This is a genomic window from Faecalibacterium sp. Marseille-Q4896 (assembly GCF_017377615.1).
Classification (GTDB): Bacteria; Bacillota; Clostridia; order Oscillospirales; family Ruminococcaceae; genus Faecalibacterium; species Faecalibacterium taiwanense.
On record NZ_JAFREG010000004.1, the window covers coordinates 45,397 to 59,619 of the forward strand.

13 protein-coding genes and 2 pseudogenes are annotated in these 14,223 nt (G+C 57.7%); 13 read left to right on the plus strand and 2 right to left on the minus strand.

Annotated features, from left to right (window positions below):
* Window positions 1-11: 11 nt before the first annotated feature.
* Window positions 12-1,457 carry a deoxyguanosinetriphosphate triphosphohydrolase gene (locus tag J3348_RS08350; protein ID WP_207698746.1) on the minus strand — a complete coding sequence of 482 codons (1,446 nt, stop codon included), beginning with the start codon at window positions 1,455-1,457 and terminating at the stop codon, window positions 12-14.
* Window positions 1,458-1,950: 493 nt separating this feature from the next.
* Between J3348_RS08350 and J3348_RS08355 the strand changes: the two genes are divergently transcribed.
* Together J3348_RS08355 and J3348_RS08360 are read left to right on the plus strand one after the other, a co-directional pair.
* Window positions 1,951-2,304, plus strand: coding sequence for a cupin domain-containing protein (locus J3348_RS08355; RefSeq protein WP_097774654.1), 354 nt, complete (start codon window positions 1,951-1,953; stop codon window positions 2,302-2,304).
* Window positions 2,305-2,318: 14 nt separating this feature from the next.
* Window positions 2,319-3,746 (plus strand): four-carbon acid sugar kinase family protein, encoded by a 1,428-nt coding sequence (locus J3348_RS08360; protein ID WP_207698747.1) that lies wholly within the window; start codon window positions 2,319-2,321, stop codon window positions 3,744-3,746.
* Window positions 3,747-4,288: 542 nt separating this feature from the next.
* Here J3348_RS08360 and J3348_RS08365 read toward each other — a convergent pair.
* Window positions 4,289-4,609, minus strand: coding sequence for a hypothetical protein (locus J3348_RS08365; protein ID WP_154260117.1), 321 nt, complete (start codon window positions 4,607-4,609; stop codon window positions 4,289-4,291).
* A gap of 303 nt (window positions 4,610-4,912) precedes the next feature.
* Here J3348_RS08365 and J3348_RS08370 point away from each other — a divergent pair, with 303 nt between their 5' ends.
* The 11 genes and pseudogenes from J3348_RS08370 (at window position 4,913) to J3348_RS08420 (ending at window position 14,223) form a co-directional block, all read left to right on the plus strand.
* The gene (locus tag J3348_RS08370; protein WP_097774524.1) at window positions 4,913-5,584 is read left to right on the plus strand and encodes an aspartate/glutamate racemase family protein; all 672 of its coding nucleotides are present in this window, start codon (window positions 4,913-4,915) and stop codon (window positions 5,582-5,584) included.
* A 66-nt stretch (window positions 5,585-5,650) separates the two neighbouring features.
* Complete coding sequence (locus J3348_RS08375; protein ID WP_118527537.1) at window positions 5,651-6,724, plus strand: TRAP transporter substrate-binding protein; 1,074 nt, start codon at window positions 5,651-5,653, stop codon at window positions 6,722-6,724.
* Between the two features lie 108 nt (window positions 6,725-6,832).
* Window positions 6,833-7,327: a TRAP transporter small permease subunit gene (locus J3348_RS08380; RefSeq protein ID WP_097774526.1), complete on the plus strand. Its 495-nt coding sequence runs from the start codon at window positions 6,833-6,835 to the stop codon at window positions 7,325-7,327.
* On the plus strand, window positions 7,324-8,601 hold the full coding sequence (locus tag J3348_RS08385) for a TRAP transporter large permease (protein ID WP_207698748.1): 1,278 nt from the start codon (window positions 7,324-7,326) through the stop codon (window positions 8,599-8,601). Before J3348_RS08380 ends, J3348_RS08385 begins: the two co-directional genes overlap by 4 nt.
* Window positions 8,602-8,737: 136 nt before the next feature.
* Window positions 8,738-9,457 (plus strand): GntR family transcriptional regulator, encoded by a 720-nt coding sequence (locus tag J3348_RS08390; protein WP_120080464.1) that lies wholly within the window; start codon window positions 8,738-8,740, stop codon window positions 9,455-9,457.
* A gap of 134 nt (window positions 9,458-9,591) precedes the next feature.
* On the plus strand, window positions 9,592-10,416 hold the full coding sequence (locus tag J3348_RS08395) for a 3-keto-5-aminohexanoate cleavage protein (RefSeq protein ID WP_097774529.1): 825 nt from the start codon (window positions 9,592-9,594) through the stop codon (window positions 10,414-10,416).
* Between the two features lie 18 nt (window positions 10,417-10,434).
* Window positions 10,435-11,373 carry a class II aldolase/adducin family protein gene (locus J3348_RS08400; RefSeq protein WP_207698749.1) on the plus strand — a complete coding sequence of 313 codons (939 nt, stop codon included), beginning with the start codon at window positions 10,435-10,437 and terminating at the stop codon, window positions 11,371-11,373.
* A gap of 55 nt (window positions 11,374-11,428) precedes the next feature.
* Window positions 11,429-12,874 carry an aldehyde dehydrogenase family protein gene (locus tag J3348_RS08405; RefSeq protein ID WP_207698750.1) on the plus strand — a complete coding sequence of 482 codons (1,446 nt, stop codon included), beginning with the start codon at window positions 11,429-11,431 and terminating at the stop codon, window positions 12,872-12,874.
* A 62-nt stretch (window positions 12,875-12,936) separates the two neighbouring features.
* Window positions 12,937-13,200: pseudogene (locus tag J3348_RS08410) on the plus strand (BMC domain-containing protein); the annotation flags it as partial.
* Between the two features lie 72 nt (window positions 13,201-13,272).
* Window positions 13,273-13,527: pseudogene (locus tag J3348_RS08415) on the plus strand (BMC domain-containing protein); the annotation flags it as partial.
* Between the two features lie 39 nt (window positions 13,528-13,566).
* The gene (locus tag J3348_RS08420) at window positions 13,567-14,223 is read left to right on the plus strand and encodes a phosphate propanoyltransferase (RefSeq protein WP_207653429.1); all 657 of its coding nucleotides are present in this window, start codon (window positions 13,567-13,569) and stop codon (window positions 14,221-14,223) included.

Consider the following 14,223-nt stretch of genomic DNA (forward strand, 5'->3'; position numbering starts at 1 on the left):
ACAGGGCAGCGTTATTCAATACCGCTAAGCTCGCGGTACAGCGTGCGGGCATAGGAATCTGTCATGCCGCTGATATAGTCGGTGACCATCAGCAGCCGGAGGTATAAGTCAAAAGATTCCGTGCCGGTTCGGGTGTTTTGGTAATCCTGCTTGTAATTGCCGGAGAAAATGGCGAGAAGCTTTTTGTCGGCCTTGGAAGGTGCCTGCCCGTCGGTGCAGTATGCAGAGTCATAGTACAGCACGGCGGGAACAAAATGATCCAGCAGAAAATCGAGAATGACCTGTCCGGACAGCTCCAGTTTCAGGATACCGGGCGTATCGAAGGCGAATTTCCGCATGGCCCCTTTCAGGATGTCAATGGTGATGGCGTGATTGGTTCCTTCAAACAGATCACCGCAGTAGGTTCCGGCCATGATCTCTTTATATTTGCAGGAAAAACGGTAGATGGCTACATACATCAGCCACTGACGCGTTTGGGTGAGCCATTTTTTAAATGCAGCGCTGTCGTTTTCTGGGGTGTGGTCTGCACCGCGCTGCGCGGAAAGCTCTTGGATCCGCTCATCGGAGAAGTACTCAGGGCTTCTGTGGGGAAAGATCTTTGAATGGTCATAAGAATTTGTGTAATATTCAATGAACTGGTCAAGGGTGAACAGGCCCTTTTTAAAGGCATCTTCCAGATCGGCAGTAGAGTATGCAATGTCGTCGGCTGCTTCCAGCAGGTAGGTCAGCGGATGGCGCACGATGCCTTTGTCGGGAGTGGTGGTCCCAACCGCTTCCGAGATCTGCTCAAAAGTCTCCTGTTCTGCAGCGAAGAAGCCGAGTTTGTGCTTTCGGATATCCGCACTGCCTTTATCAACGGAGCAGGAGTCGGTGGGGTATTTTACCAGCGTGCTGATGATCGCTTTGGACAGATTGAGGCTGGAACCGTGCTTTGCTTTCAGCAGGATCCGCAGCGCCTGTGCATTGCCCTCAAAATTTTCCAGATCAGCGATCATCTGCTTGGATAACCAGCTGCGAAGGGGCCGTCCTTTGTATTTTACATGGTCGAGGTTCTCTTTGAACCAGTCACCGATCACGGTCTCGCCGAAATGCCCGAAGGGCGGATTGCCGAGGTCGTGCAAAAGGCCGGCGCAGAGCAGGACCGATGCGATGGCTTCGGCATCCTCCGGCACAGCAATATCAGTTGGCTTGTACTGTGTTGTGTTTTTGGAGATCATGATGCCAAGCTGCCGGGCGATCGTGGAGACTTCGATCGAGTGCGTCAGGCGGGTTCGGATGAAATCACTCTTATCCAGAGGAAACACCTGCGTTTTATCCTGCAGCCTGCGGAATGCAGCGCTGGAAACGATCCGGCTGTAGTCCTTTTCAAATGCATTGATGGGATACTCCTTGAACGAATCGGGCTCAGGAGGTTCAGAAGAAAGTTTTTCAGTTGACAGCAATTTTGCCCATTCCATAATCAGTACACCTCGCTTTTGTAACGTCGTGATCAAAAATCTGCAAAAGGCATCGGCCTTCCATCACTGCCATTATACAAAAGAAACGCTGCTCCGGCAACAAAAAACGGATTCTCTGAAAAAAACACAAAAACTGCAGCTTGAACATGTGCAGAGTTCCAATTTATTTCGGGATCCGAAAAAAGGAAAGCGGAGTGTTATGCTGCGGTGTACTACTTCCGTCAGATGCACCCGAAATGGAATCAGACAAAAGCTTCCCTTTCCGTGGGCTGTGTGCCTGCGGCGGGGAAGCTTTTTGTATGCCTGCGGGGCAGGAACGGCGGGATATCAGCCAGATTGCACAAAACGCATTGCACAAAATTGAACAGCTTTTCAGGAAAAAATCTTGCTATTCCGCTTGCGCTCATGTATAATGGACTTAACTTGAAAGGTAGGATGTTTAAAAACACTCTGCCGTATGCTGCTGCAGATGACTTGAAAGGTGGAACATGGGATGTTGTATAAGAAAGCTTCTGAGATGAAACCCACTCCGATCCCCCATTGCATGGGCGGCGAGGGCACCGTGATGATGGAACGCCTGCTGGATGCGCCTGCCGAAATGCTGGGCAAGGGCCGCGCCTACGTGCGCCACACGCTGGCACCGGGCGTGACCATTGGCAGGCACACGCATGAGCACGAGATGGAAAGCATGGTCATCGTCTCCGGCCGCGCTGTCCACATCATCAACGGCGAGGAGCAGATCTTGGAGAAGGGCGACATCATTGCCGCCATGCCCGGCGACACCCACCAGATCGCCTGCCTGGGCGACGAGCCGCTGGTGCTGATCGCACAGGTGCTGTACGAATAAAGGAGGAGCTTCAGATGGAACAGATCCGCAGTGCCGATGTTCTGGCCAGCTTTCCACAGGTGGATGAGGAAAAACTGAACGCCGCCCTTGCCGCCGAAGCTGCCGCCAGCAACCGCAAGATCATTGTGCTGGACGACGACCCTACCGGCGTACAGACGGTACATGATATTTATGTTTATACAGATTGGACGGTAGAAAGCCTGCGCAAGGGCTTTGCTGCGCCGGAAAAGCTCTTCTTTATTCTGACCAACAGCCGCGGCTTTACCGTGGCCGAGACCACCAAGGCCCACCGCGAGATCGCGGAGAACACCGCCAAGGTGGCCCGCGAGTTCGGCATGGACTACCTGATCATCAGCCGCGGCGACTCCACCCTGCGCGGCCACTACCCGCTGGAGACCGACCTGCTGTGCGAGGTGACGGAGGCTGAGAACGGTTACAAAATGGATGGCGACATTCTGTGCCCCTACTTCCGCGAGGGGGGACGCTTTACACTGGACAACGTGCATTATGTGCGCTACGGCGCAGAGCTTGTGCCCTGCGGCCAGACCGAATTTGCCAAGGACGAGACCTTTGGCTACCACGCCAGCAACCTGTGCGAATACATTGAGGAAAAAACCGGCGGCAAAGTCCGTGCAGGAGACGTGACCTGCATCTCGCTGGAAAGCCTGCGCGCCATGGATTTTGACGGCATCGAGGCCCAGCTGCTGGCGGTGCACGATTACGGCCATGTGATCGTGAACGCAGTGGCGGACTGCGATGTGAAGGTGTTTGCAGTGGCACTGTACCGCGCCATGGCAAAGGGCCGTCACTTCACCATCCGCAGTGCGGCCGCACTGGTCAAGGCCATCGGCAATATTTCCGACCAGCCGCTGCTCACCCGGGAAAAGATGGTCACGCAGGAAAGCAAGGCAGGCGGCATCATCGTGGTGGGCAGCCACACCAAAAAGACCACGGCCCAGCTGGAAGAACTGAAAAAAGTACAGGGCATCGAGTTTATTGAGATGGACAGCGACAAGGTGCTGGTGCCGGGCGAGCTGGAAAAGGAAGCAGCCGCCATCGTGGCCCACTGCTCACAGCAGATCGCAAAGGGCATCACCTGCTGCGTGTCCACAAAGCGCGTGGTGCTCACCCTGCCGGACGACACCCCGGAAGCAGCCCTCGTGCGCAGCGTTGCCATCAGCGATGCACTGCAAAGCTGCGTGGGCAGGCTGACCGCTTCCCCGGCTTTTGTGGTGGCAAAGGGCGGCATCACCAGCAGCGACGTGGGCGTGAAGGCCCTGCGCGTGAAATGCGCCAAGGTGCTGGGCCAGATCCGGCCGGGCATCCCGGTATGGCAGACCGGTGCCGAAAGCCTGTTCCCTGGCACGCCGTACATCATCTTCCCGGGCAATGTGGGCGAAGTGCCCACCCTGCGGGAAGCGGTGGAAATTTTGCTGGGCTGACAGCCTGACGATTTAGAATTGTCTCCGCTCTGCTCTGACAATATCAGAGGAAAAATTATTTTAAATATTGCAAACAAGCCAGCCCTGCGGGGCTGGCTTGTTTGCTTTTTCACGGGAAGGAGTCGTGGCGGTTAACGGCGTATTGCCTGCGCTGGCTCCCTGCGGGAGCATTCGCGCGGCAGATAACGCAAACGTTATGTTCAGGCCCCGCTCCCCTGCGGGGAGCTGCCGCCGTAGCGGCTGAGGGGCCTTGAAATCGGCGCAACACAAAAAATCCTTTAGCGCAGCGACTTGGATTTTTTGTATGGAGCCCAACTGCTTTGGGGTTACTAGGGGCGAGCAGCCCCTAGTTCGTGCCTCCCGCGCCTCGAAAGTAGCGGGTGCTTTTCTGGTTCTCTTTTGGCACGCAAAAGAGAACGTATCCGGCGGAGAAGAATTTTATAAAAGCCATAAAACCTGCCCTACACGATTGCGCTCTGCGCGGGAAGCCGAAAAACAAAAGCCGGAAAATCCGCAGATTTTCTGGCTTTCTGTACGCGTTATCAATCTTTTTTTGCTTTCTTTTTCTTCTTTGCTGCCTTTTCCTCCGGCTTGTTCTTCATCAGCCTGCCGAGGGATGCGGCAGTGTATACGCAGAAGCAGCCCACCACCACGATCAGCACGACGGCGCTTGCGTCCAGCGCCACGGTGCCGGCGCGGACAGCGGCCAGATACAGTGCCAGCAGCACCACGCCGCCGCCCAGCCACAGGCTGCTGCTGTTCACCTGCTTTTGCCACTCCTGCTGCGGCGTGAGCGGATGCTGCTGCGCCTTGCCCTGCCGGGCCTTCTTTTTCCAGATGTTATCACTTTGAAACGGATTCATGTTCCGGTGGCTCCTTCCCTGTCTTTTTCTTTAAGGGTATTATACGCCGCAAGATGGGATGATGTCCAGAAAGAAGTGGATTTTTCACCACTTGCATCCCACATTTGTGCAGAACGACCAAAACCGGACCGAAATATCGGCTATTCGCCAATTTACTTTTTGCGGACCGAAGAGTAATCTAATGGTAGGATGTAAAGACGGACAAGCTGTTGAGATTGAACTAAAGGTAGGATGTAGCAAAGAGCCTTTGCTGCGGGCTTGTCCGGCACGAGAACACGAAAAACAAAAGGAGGCTTTTCCGTTATGAAGGTAGGTCTGATCTATACCAGCACCACCCCGGAACTGATCGAACTGGTGGAGCAGGAGGTCAAAAAGCAGCTGGGCGATGATGTGGAGCTGTACAGCCTGCAGGACCCCAGCATTCTGGCAGATGTCCGCGCGGCAGGCTATGTGACCACTGCACCGGCAGCACGCCTGATCGGCATGTACATGAAAGCCGCTGAGGAAGGCGTGGATGCCATGCTGAACCTGTGCAGCAGCGTGGGCGAGGTTGCCGACAGTGCACAGGACGTGGCAAAGTACATTGGTGTGCCTATCGTCCGCGTGGACGAGGAGATGTGCCGCGAGGCTGTCCGCAAGGGCCAGCGCATCGGCGTGATGGCTACCCTGCCCACCACGCTGGAACCCACCAAGGGCACCATCCTGCGCATGGCCCGCGAGTGCAACAGACACGTGGAGCTGGTGGACTGTCTGGTGGACGGTGCATTCGGTCTGGATCAGGACCAGTTCAAGGCCCGCATGACCGAGATGGCCGGTACCATTGCCGACAAGGTAGATGTGATCGTGTTTGCACAGGGCAGCATGGCCTACTGCGAACAGTATATCGCCGATAAGTTTGGCAAGGTGGTCCTCAGCAGCCCCCGCTTTGGTGCAGCCGAGCTGAAAAAGGCGCTGGAAAAGAAAGGCACCATTTAAAAAAGGAACAAGAGCCGGAGCACGAGACCGGCTCAGGAGAAGATATTTTTTTGAAGGAGAATTCTTATGAAAAAGATGATTTCCCGTCGTGACTTCCTGAAGGTGGCTGGCATTTCCGCTGCTGCTCTGGGTCTGGCTGCCTGCGGCGGCTCCGGCACCAGCACTGCTGCTTCCACTGCCTCTACTGCAGCTTCCACCGGTTCTTCCGCTGCCGCTTCCGGCTCGGCTGTCACCCTGAAGCTGGGCTTCTCCACCAACGAAGAAGACCCCCGTGCAAAGGGCGCAAAGCAGTTTGCAGAAGAAGTTGCCGAAAAGACCGGCGGCGCTGTGGAAGTTCAGCTGTACCCCTCCGGCCAGCTGGGCGGCGATGCTGACCTGATCAACTCTATCGCTCTGGATTCCGGCACGGTGGATATCATCATCACCGACGCTTCCAACTTTGCCACCTACGATGCAAAGATGGGCATTTCCGCACTGCCGTTCCAGTTCGAGACCTTCGACGATGCATGGGCATTCATGGACAGCGACATCGAGGCTGCCGCTGAGGAAGGCCTGCTGAGCCAGAATATGCGTGTGCTGGCCCACTACTGCAACGGCTTCCGCTGCGTGACCAACTCCAAGGGCCCCATCAACAGCCCTGCCGACATGAACGGTCTGCTGATCCGCACCCCCGAGAACCCCGTCATCATGGCTACCATGACCGCTCTGGGTGCCAACCCCCAGCCGCTGAGCTTCTCTGAGCTGTATCAGGCTCTGCAGCAGAAGACCTACGATGCACAGGAGAACCCCATCCCCGTTATCTACAACAATAACCTCTACGAAGTTCAGGAGTACCTGAGCATCACCAACCACATCTACTCCGGCATGTGCTTTACCATTGCCGAGAGCAGCTGGAACAAGCTGAGCGCTGACCAGCAGCAGATCGTTTCCGACGCTGCAAAGGCATCTGCCGATTACGACCGTGAGCTGAACGAGCAGCAGACCAACGACCTGGTCTCCGCTCTGGAAGAGAAGGGCATGAAGATCAACAGCCCGGAACTGGCTCCGTTTGCAGCTGCGACCGAAAAGGTCCTGACCGACAACGCTGATACCTACGGCGACCTGCTGGATCAGCTGAAGGCATGGAAAGAAGCCCGCTGAGATCACTGACCAGAAAACCTTGAAATAAAACCGAAGCAAAGGGACGAGGGGCGTGCCCTTCGTCCCTTTGCATTTTATCTGAATCGCACTTGGAAAGGAGTTTGTACTGTGAAAAAACTGCAAACCACTCTGGACAAGATCACCACCCTCATTTCCGCCATTCTGTGCGCGGCTATGATGGTAATTCTGTTCGCAAACGTTGTGCTGCGCCTGATCCCCGGCATCGGCGGCTTCAAGTGGTACATGGAGAGCAGCCAGTATCTGAACGTCTGGTCCATGCTCATTGCCTGCATTGGCATCAACGCCATGGGCACCAACCTCCGCGTGGAGGTGGTGGATTCCATCCTCGGTAAGACTCCGCTGGGCAAAAAGATCGTTGTCATCATCCGTGATGTGTTCATCATCCTGTTCTACGTCATGGTCACCTACGGCGGCTACCAGCTGTGCACCCGCGCAAAGCAGGCCGTTTCCACCATGCCGCAGTTCACCATGGGTCAGGTGTACACCATCTTCCCCATTGCCGGTGTGCTGTGCATCCTGTCCGCCGTTCTCAACCTGATCGTTGAACTGACCGCAAAACCGGAAGGGGGCAAATCCAAATGATCGCATGGCTGCTGATCTCATTCTTCGTTCTGCTGTTTCTGGGTGTGCCCATCGCCATGAGTCTGGGCCTGTCCGCCATGGGCGGCATCCTGTTCCTGGGCGGCGGCAGCACCGTCACCATTGCCCAGCGCATGTTTGAGGGCATGAACAGCTTTGCACTGCTGGCCATCCCTCTGTATACCTTTGCCGGCTTCACCATGTCCAAGGGCGGTATTTCCAAGCGCCTGATGGACTTCTGCTACTCCATCGTCGGCCACATCTACGGCGGTCTGGCTCACGTGAACGTGCTTTCCAGCATGATCTTTGCGGGCATCTCCGGTTCCGCTGTTGCCGATACCGCTGGTGTTTCCGGCATGTTCATGCCGGAAATGATCCGCAAGGGCTACTCCAAGAACTTTACCGTTGCCGTTACCGCCATTTCCTCCACCATCGGCATCATCATTCCTCCGTCCATCCCCATGGTGGTCATTGCCGGTATCTGCGGCATCTCCACCGGTAAGCTGTTCCTCGGCGGCATCATCCCCGGCATCCTGTGCGGTCTGGCACAGATGATCGTCAGCTACTTCCTCGCTAAGAAAGAAGGCGTGCCCAAGGAGCCCGGTCACTTCACCATCGGCCCTGTGCTGCACGGCCTGTGGGAGAGCTGGCCCGCCCTGCTCATGCCTATCATCATCGTGGGCACCATTACCATGGGTATCGTCAGCCCCACCGAGGCAGGTGTGATCGCTGTTGTTTACGGTCTGTTTGCCGGCGGCATCATCTACCGCGAACTCAAGTGGGAAGACATCAAGTTTGCCTTTGCAGAGACCGTCCGCACCAGCGGCCGTATCTTCATCGTCATCGGCGCAGCAAAGCTGTACACTGTTATGCTGACTACCGCAGGCTTTGACAAGTGGGTGGCCAAGACCATGCTGGGCTTCTCCACCAACCCCACCGTCATCCTCATCATGATCCTGCTGATCTTCTTCATCGTCACCATGTTCATGGAGTCCATCGCAACGCTGACCCTGTTTATGCCCATCCTGTATCCCATTGCTCTGGGCGTGGGCATCAACCCCATCGTGCTCAGTGTCCTGATCACCGTGGTCATCGGTGTTGGTCTGGTCACTCCTCCGGTGGGCATGTGCATTTACGTTGCCTGCGATCTGATGGATGTTACAGTCGGCGAGGTGTTCCCCACATTGGTGCCGTTTATTGCGGCCACCTTCGTCTGCATTGCCCTGATGGTCGCCTTCCCTCAGCTGATCCTGCTGCCCACCTATTTGATGGCGTAACCGTTGCGTCCGCTTTTCAGATATGGTAAAATAGTGGCGGAAGTTCAACATGTGATGTTTGGAGGCTTTCTGCCCCAGAACGTTCCACGTTGAACGACCCCGAATATCCACCAAACCGGATTTGGAGGCGGAACTTATGTCAATGGAACATCCGGAAAAACAGAAGAATGCGGTAAAGTCTGTAGTCGATCAGGTCATGGATGGAATCATCTCCCAGATCATCGACGGCACCCTGCATCCGGGCGACAAGCTGCCTACCGAAATGGAACTGTGCAAGCAGTTCGGCGCGGGCCGCAACTCGGTGCGGGAAGCTGTGAAAAAGCTGCAGGCCTACGGCATCCTGTACATCAAGCGTGCCGACGGCACCTTTGTGAGCGAAAACTACAACCAGAAAATGCTGGACCCGATGCTGTACAGCATCATCCTGCAGAAGAACAGCTGGCAGGAATTTGTGGAACTGCGCTCCGTCATCGATATCGGTACGCTGAATATTATCATTCAGCGCAATGATATCACATCCTTTCTGCCGGACCTGTACCGCACCTTCGGCGAGCTTTCTGCCGAAATGCACTCGCCGGAGCCTTCGGTGGACAAGGTGCTGGAGCTGGACAGCCGGTTCCACACCCAGATCGCCAATGCGGCCCAGAACCCCATGCTGGCCACCATCACCGAGTATATCACCCGGCTGACGATGCCCAGCCGTCTGGAGACCACCCGCAAGGTGCTGGCCAAGGGCGAAGAGGAGATCGAGCGGTTCGTAGAGCTGCACCGCCAGCTGCTCAGTGTGATCGAGCGCAGGCAGGTGGACGAGATCGCCGCTACAGTGCAGGATCACTACATCTTCTGGAAGAAGTAAGCATACAGGCCTCCTGCCTGCCGTAAAAGGCGGGCTGGGGACTGTGAGTTTACAAGATGGGATGTTTGTGCTAAAATGACGTTAGCATCCTTTGTTAAGCTTCTCCAATGCGACATGCAAGGAGTGTTCATCCAATGAAAAAAATCATGATCTCCGTGGCCCCCGTTGCGGCCACAGACATTCTCATCAATCCGCGGGCCATTGCCCGGGATGTGTATGAGTGCTACAAAAACGGCGCGTCCATGGTGCACCTGCACTGCCGCGACCTGAACGGCAACCTCACCCCGGATCTGAGCCTGCTGGAAGAAACGGTGGCCTACATCCGCGAGATGTGCGACATCGTGGTGGAGATCTCCACCGGCGGCGTGTCCAACCTGACCATTGAGGAACGTGTGCAGCCCTGCTACCCCTCCTGGGTGGAAGCCAACAGCCTGAATGTCGGCTCGGTGAATCTGGGTACCTCGGTGTACCAGAACCCCATCAAGGATGTGGAGTACTGCGTCAAGACCATCATGGACAACAAGAAGATCCCGGAGACCGAGGTCTTTGAGCTGGGCATGATCAACACCGTGCGGGAACTGAACGACAAGTTCCACTTTGTAAAACCCATCCTGTTTGCACTGGTGTTCGGCCATGGCGGCGAGATGCCTGCCACGGTGCCGGCCCTGCGCCACATGATCCAGGCGCTGGAAGAGAACTTTCCCAACGGCGACTACCTGTGGGGCTACACGCAGGCCCACCGCGAGGACTGGGAAATGGTCAAGACTGCGCTGGATATGGGCGCTTCCACCGTGCGCATCGGCTTTGAGGATTCGGACATGATCGCGCCGGGTGTCCATGTGGACAACAACGCAGCGCTGATCGCAAAGGTGTCGGACATCGTAAAGTCCAAGGGCATGATGCCCATGACTCCCGACGAGGTGCGCGCCATGCTCAAGATCCCGCCGCTGCGCCGTTAAAAAGGAGGAAAGAAACGTATGGTGATTCAAGGCGTTACTTACCTCTCAGACTTTGAGGCAAAAAAAGCCATCATCGAGATGGCCCGTCGGCTGGAAGCCAAGGGCTGGCTGGTGGCCGGTGACGGCAGCATGAGCGTCCGCGTCGGCCCGCAGGCCGTGTGGGTGACCGTTGCCGGTGCCGACAAGGCCGCGCTCACGCAGGATATGCTGGTGCGCGTGGATATGAATGGCAAGGCGATGCTCAGCGCAAAGCCAAAGCCCCTGCCCGAAGACCTGCCCATCCATCTGAAAATCTATCAGGAAAACGAGAACGCCCAGTGCGTGATGCACACCTATCCGGCCTGCGCGGCTGTGATGGGGATGCAGGGCCAGACCGTGCAGCCTGCAGCGTTCAGCCCCGCAGTGCGGGCGCTGGGCCGGGTGCAGCTGCTGCCCGCCCAGAACGTGGACGCACAGGCACAGGCTGTCAGCCTGCTGTGCCGCACCGATAAGGCTGTCCTGCTGGAAAATGACGGCTGCCTGACCTGGGGCAAGACCCCGGCAGATGCGGCCCATCTGGTGGAAGCACTGGATTACTACGCAGCCGTCACCGCAAAGCTGGGCTGCGCAGGCTGCTCCAAATGCGGCAGCTGCGGCGGTCACTGCACCGGCTGCAGCAAGTGCGGCGCACCTGCCGTGCAGCCCATGGCTCAGCCCGCTGCACAGCCTGTGGCAATGGCAGTACCCTCCGCACAGCCTGCCCAGCCGGTGAGCCTGCCGGGCGTTACCGGGCTGATCCAGCCGGGCATGGCGCTGCCCACCCTGCCCAAACAGCAGGCGGCTCCTGCCCCGGTGCCCGCCGCACAGCCTGCGGCAGTCCCTGCAATGGAAGCGGCCCCGGCCGCACCGAAGTCCGCAAATGCCCGCGATGCCGCAATGGCCGAGGTCATCCGCCGGACGCTGAAGAGCTTTCAATAACAAAAAGTTTTGTTTGATCCAACGGATATGACCTTTACGGAAAGGAACGAAAACCATGGATATCAGTTCGCAGGAAATTGAAGCGATCGTCAAGCAGGTGCTTGCCGGTATGGGCGGTGCACAGACAAGCTCCGCCCCTGCAGCCTATACCGCTGCACCCGGCGGTGCAGCAGGCGACCGCGGCGTGTTCGAGAACGTAGACGACGCAGTGGAGGCTGCATGGAAAGCCCAGCGCGACTGGGCGGCCAACTACAAGATCGAGGACCGCCAGCGCATCATTGAAGCCATCCGCCGCTGTGCCCGCGCACATGTGGAGGAGTGGTGCCACAAGATCGTGGAAGAGACCGGCATGGGCCGCTATGAGGACAAGGTGGAAAAACATCTGGCCGTCATCAACAAGACCCCCGGCCCCGAATGCCTGACCACCGAAGCCAAGAGCGGTGACGCGGGCCTGATGCTGGAAGAGTACGCACCCTTTGGTGTGATCTGCTCCATCACCCCCACCACCAACCCCACCGAGACCATCATCAACAACACCATCAGCATGATCGCAGGCGGCAACACCGTGGTGTTCAACGTGCACCCCCGCGCAAAGCGGGTGTCTGCCGACTGCCTGCAGGCACTGAATACCGCCATCATCGAGGCGGGCGGCCCTGCAAACCTCATTACCATGACCCGTGAGCCGACCATGGAGAATGTGGACAAGATGGCCGCAAACCCCAAGATCCGCCTGATGGCAGGCACCGGTGGCATGGGCATGGTGAACGCCCTGCTGCGCAGCGGCAAAAAGTGCATCGGTGCCGGTGCAGGCAACCCGCCCGTCATCGTGGACGAGACCGCAGACATCGAGCTGGCAGGCCGCAAGATCTACGAAGGCGCTTCGTTCGATAACAACATCCTCTGCTTTGCAGAGAAGGAAGTGTTCGCCGTGAACACCGCCTACGACGGCCTGCTGCACGAGCTGCAGAAGCAGGGTGCCTACCTGCTGAACAAGGCCCAGACCGAACAGCTGGTGAACATCGTGCTGCAGCCCAAGAAGGGCGGCGGCCACGAGGTGAACAAAAAGTGGGTGGGCAAGGATGCCGCCCGCATTCTGGAGACCATCGGCGTGCATGTGCCGGATACTTGCCGCCTTGCCATCTGCGAGGTGCCTGCCGACCATCCGTTCGTTCTGGTGGAGCAGATGATGCCGGTGCTGCCCATCGTGCGCTGCCAGAGCTTTGAGCAGGCGGTGGAAGATGCCGTGGTCGCTGAGCACGGCAACCGCCACACCGCTTCCATCTTCTCCAAGGATGTGGACCACATGACCCGCTTTGCCCGGGTCATTGAGACCACCATCTACGTAAAGAACAGCGCCACCAAGGCCGGTGTTGGCATTGGCGGCGAGGGTCACTGCACCATGACCATTGCCGGCCCCACCGGCGAGGGCATCACCTGCGCAAAGAGTTTCTGCCGCCGCCGCCGCTGCATGCTGGCCGAGGGCGGGCTGCGCATCATCTGAGTTTTTGAAGGACGAAACCATCACATACAATTTTTTCAGTGTTCTGACAGGAGGAACAACTTATGAAAGCTCTGGGTTTTATCGAGACGAAGGGTCTGGTTGGCAACATCGACGCTACCGATGCAATGCTGAAGGCTGCTGACGTTGAGTTCATTGGTTCCGACACCATCGGTGCCGGTCTGACCACCGTGATCGTTACCGGCGAGGTGGGCGCTGTCAAGGCTGCTACCGAGGCTGGCGAAGAGGCTGCTTCCCGCGTGGGTGAGCTGTTCTGCGTCAACGTCATTGCACGCCCCCACGCAGATCTGGCCCGCATCATGCCCGCCAAGGGCCCCGCGACCGGCAAGTCCGGCCTGCCCGCAGGCGAGCAGGTGCCGCTGGATGCCGCTCTGGGCATGATCGAGACCAACGGCCTGACCGCTTCCATCGAGGCAGCCGATGCCATGCTGAAGAGCGCAGATGTCTCTCTGGTGGGTCAGGAGAAGATCGGCGCAGGCCTTGTTACCGTGTTCGTGCAGGGCGACGTTGGCGCTGTGAAGGCTGCTGTTGAGGCAGGCCAGACCGCTGCTTCCCGCATTGGCGAAGTGGTCAGCGCACTGGTCATTCCCCGCCCGCACGCAAGCGTGTCCGAGTGCATGCCTGAGCTGCGCTGAGCCCTGCGCTGACGCTGCATAAGAAAGGAGCGCTGTGCCTTGGTTTACCATGACATCAGTCAGGAACAGCTGCTGCTCCTGATCACGCAGGCCGTGCAGGCAGAGCTGCAAAAGCGCAGCCGTCAGGTGCCGGTAGGCATCTCGGTGCGGCACATCCACCTTACCCGCGATGATGTGGACAAGCTGTTCGGCTATGGTTACCAGCTCACCCCCAAAAAGGCGCTGAGCCAGCCCGGCCAGTTTGCCTGCGAGGAATGTCTGGACATCATCGGCCCCAAGGGCGAACTGAAGCATGTCCGCATCCTTGGCCCGGAGCGCAGTGCCACTCAGATCGAGCTGGCGCAGACCGACTGCCGCAACATCGGCATCAAAGCGCCGGTGCGTTCCAGCGGGGATACAAAGGGCACGCCGGGCGTGACCCTGCGCGGCCCCAATGGCACCCTGACCGTGCCGGAGGGCGTGATGATCGCCGACCGCCACATCCACATGACTCCCGCACAGGCAGCGGCCTTCGGCCTTGCCGACGGCGACCGCGTGAAGGTAAAAATCGACGGCCCCAAGCCGGGCGTGATGGGCGGGGTGCTGATCCGCGCAAACGACAAATGTGCACTGGATTTTCACATCGACACGGACGATGGCAATGCCTTCCTGCTCAAGCAGGGGCAGCTGGTCACCGTGCTGGGCAAAGAGGAGTAA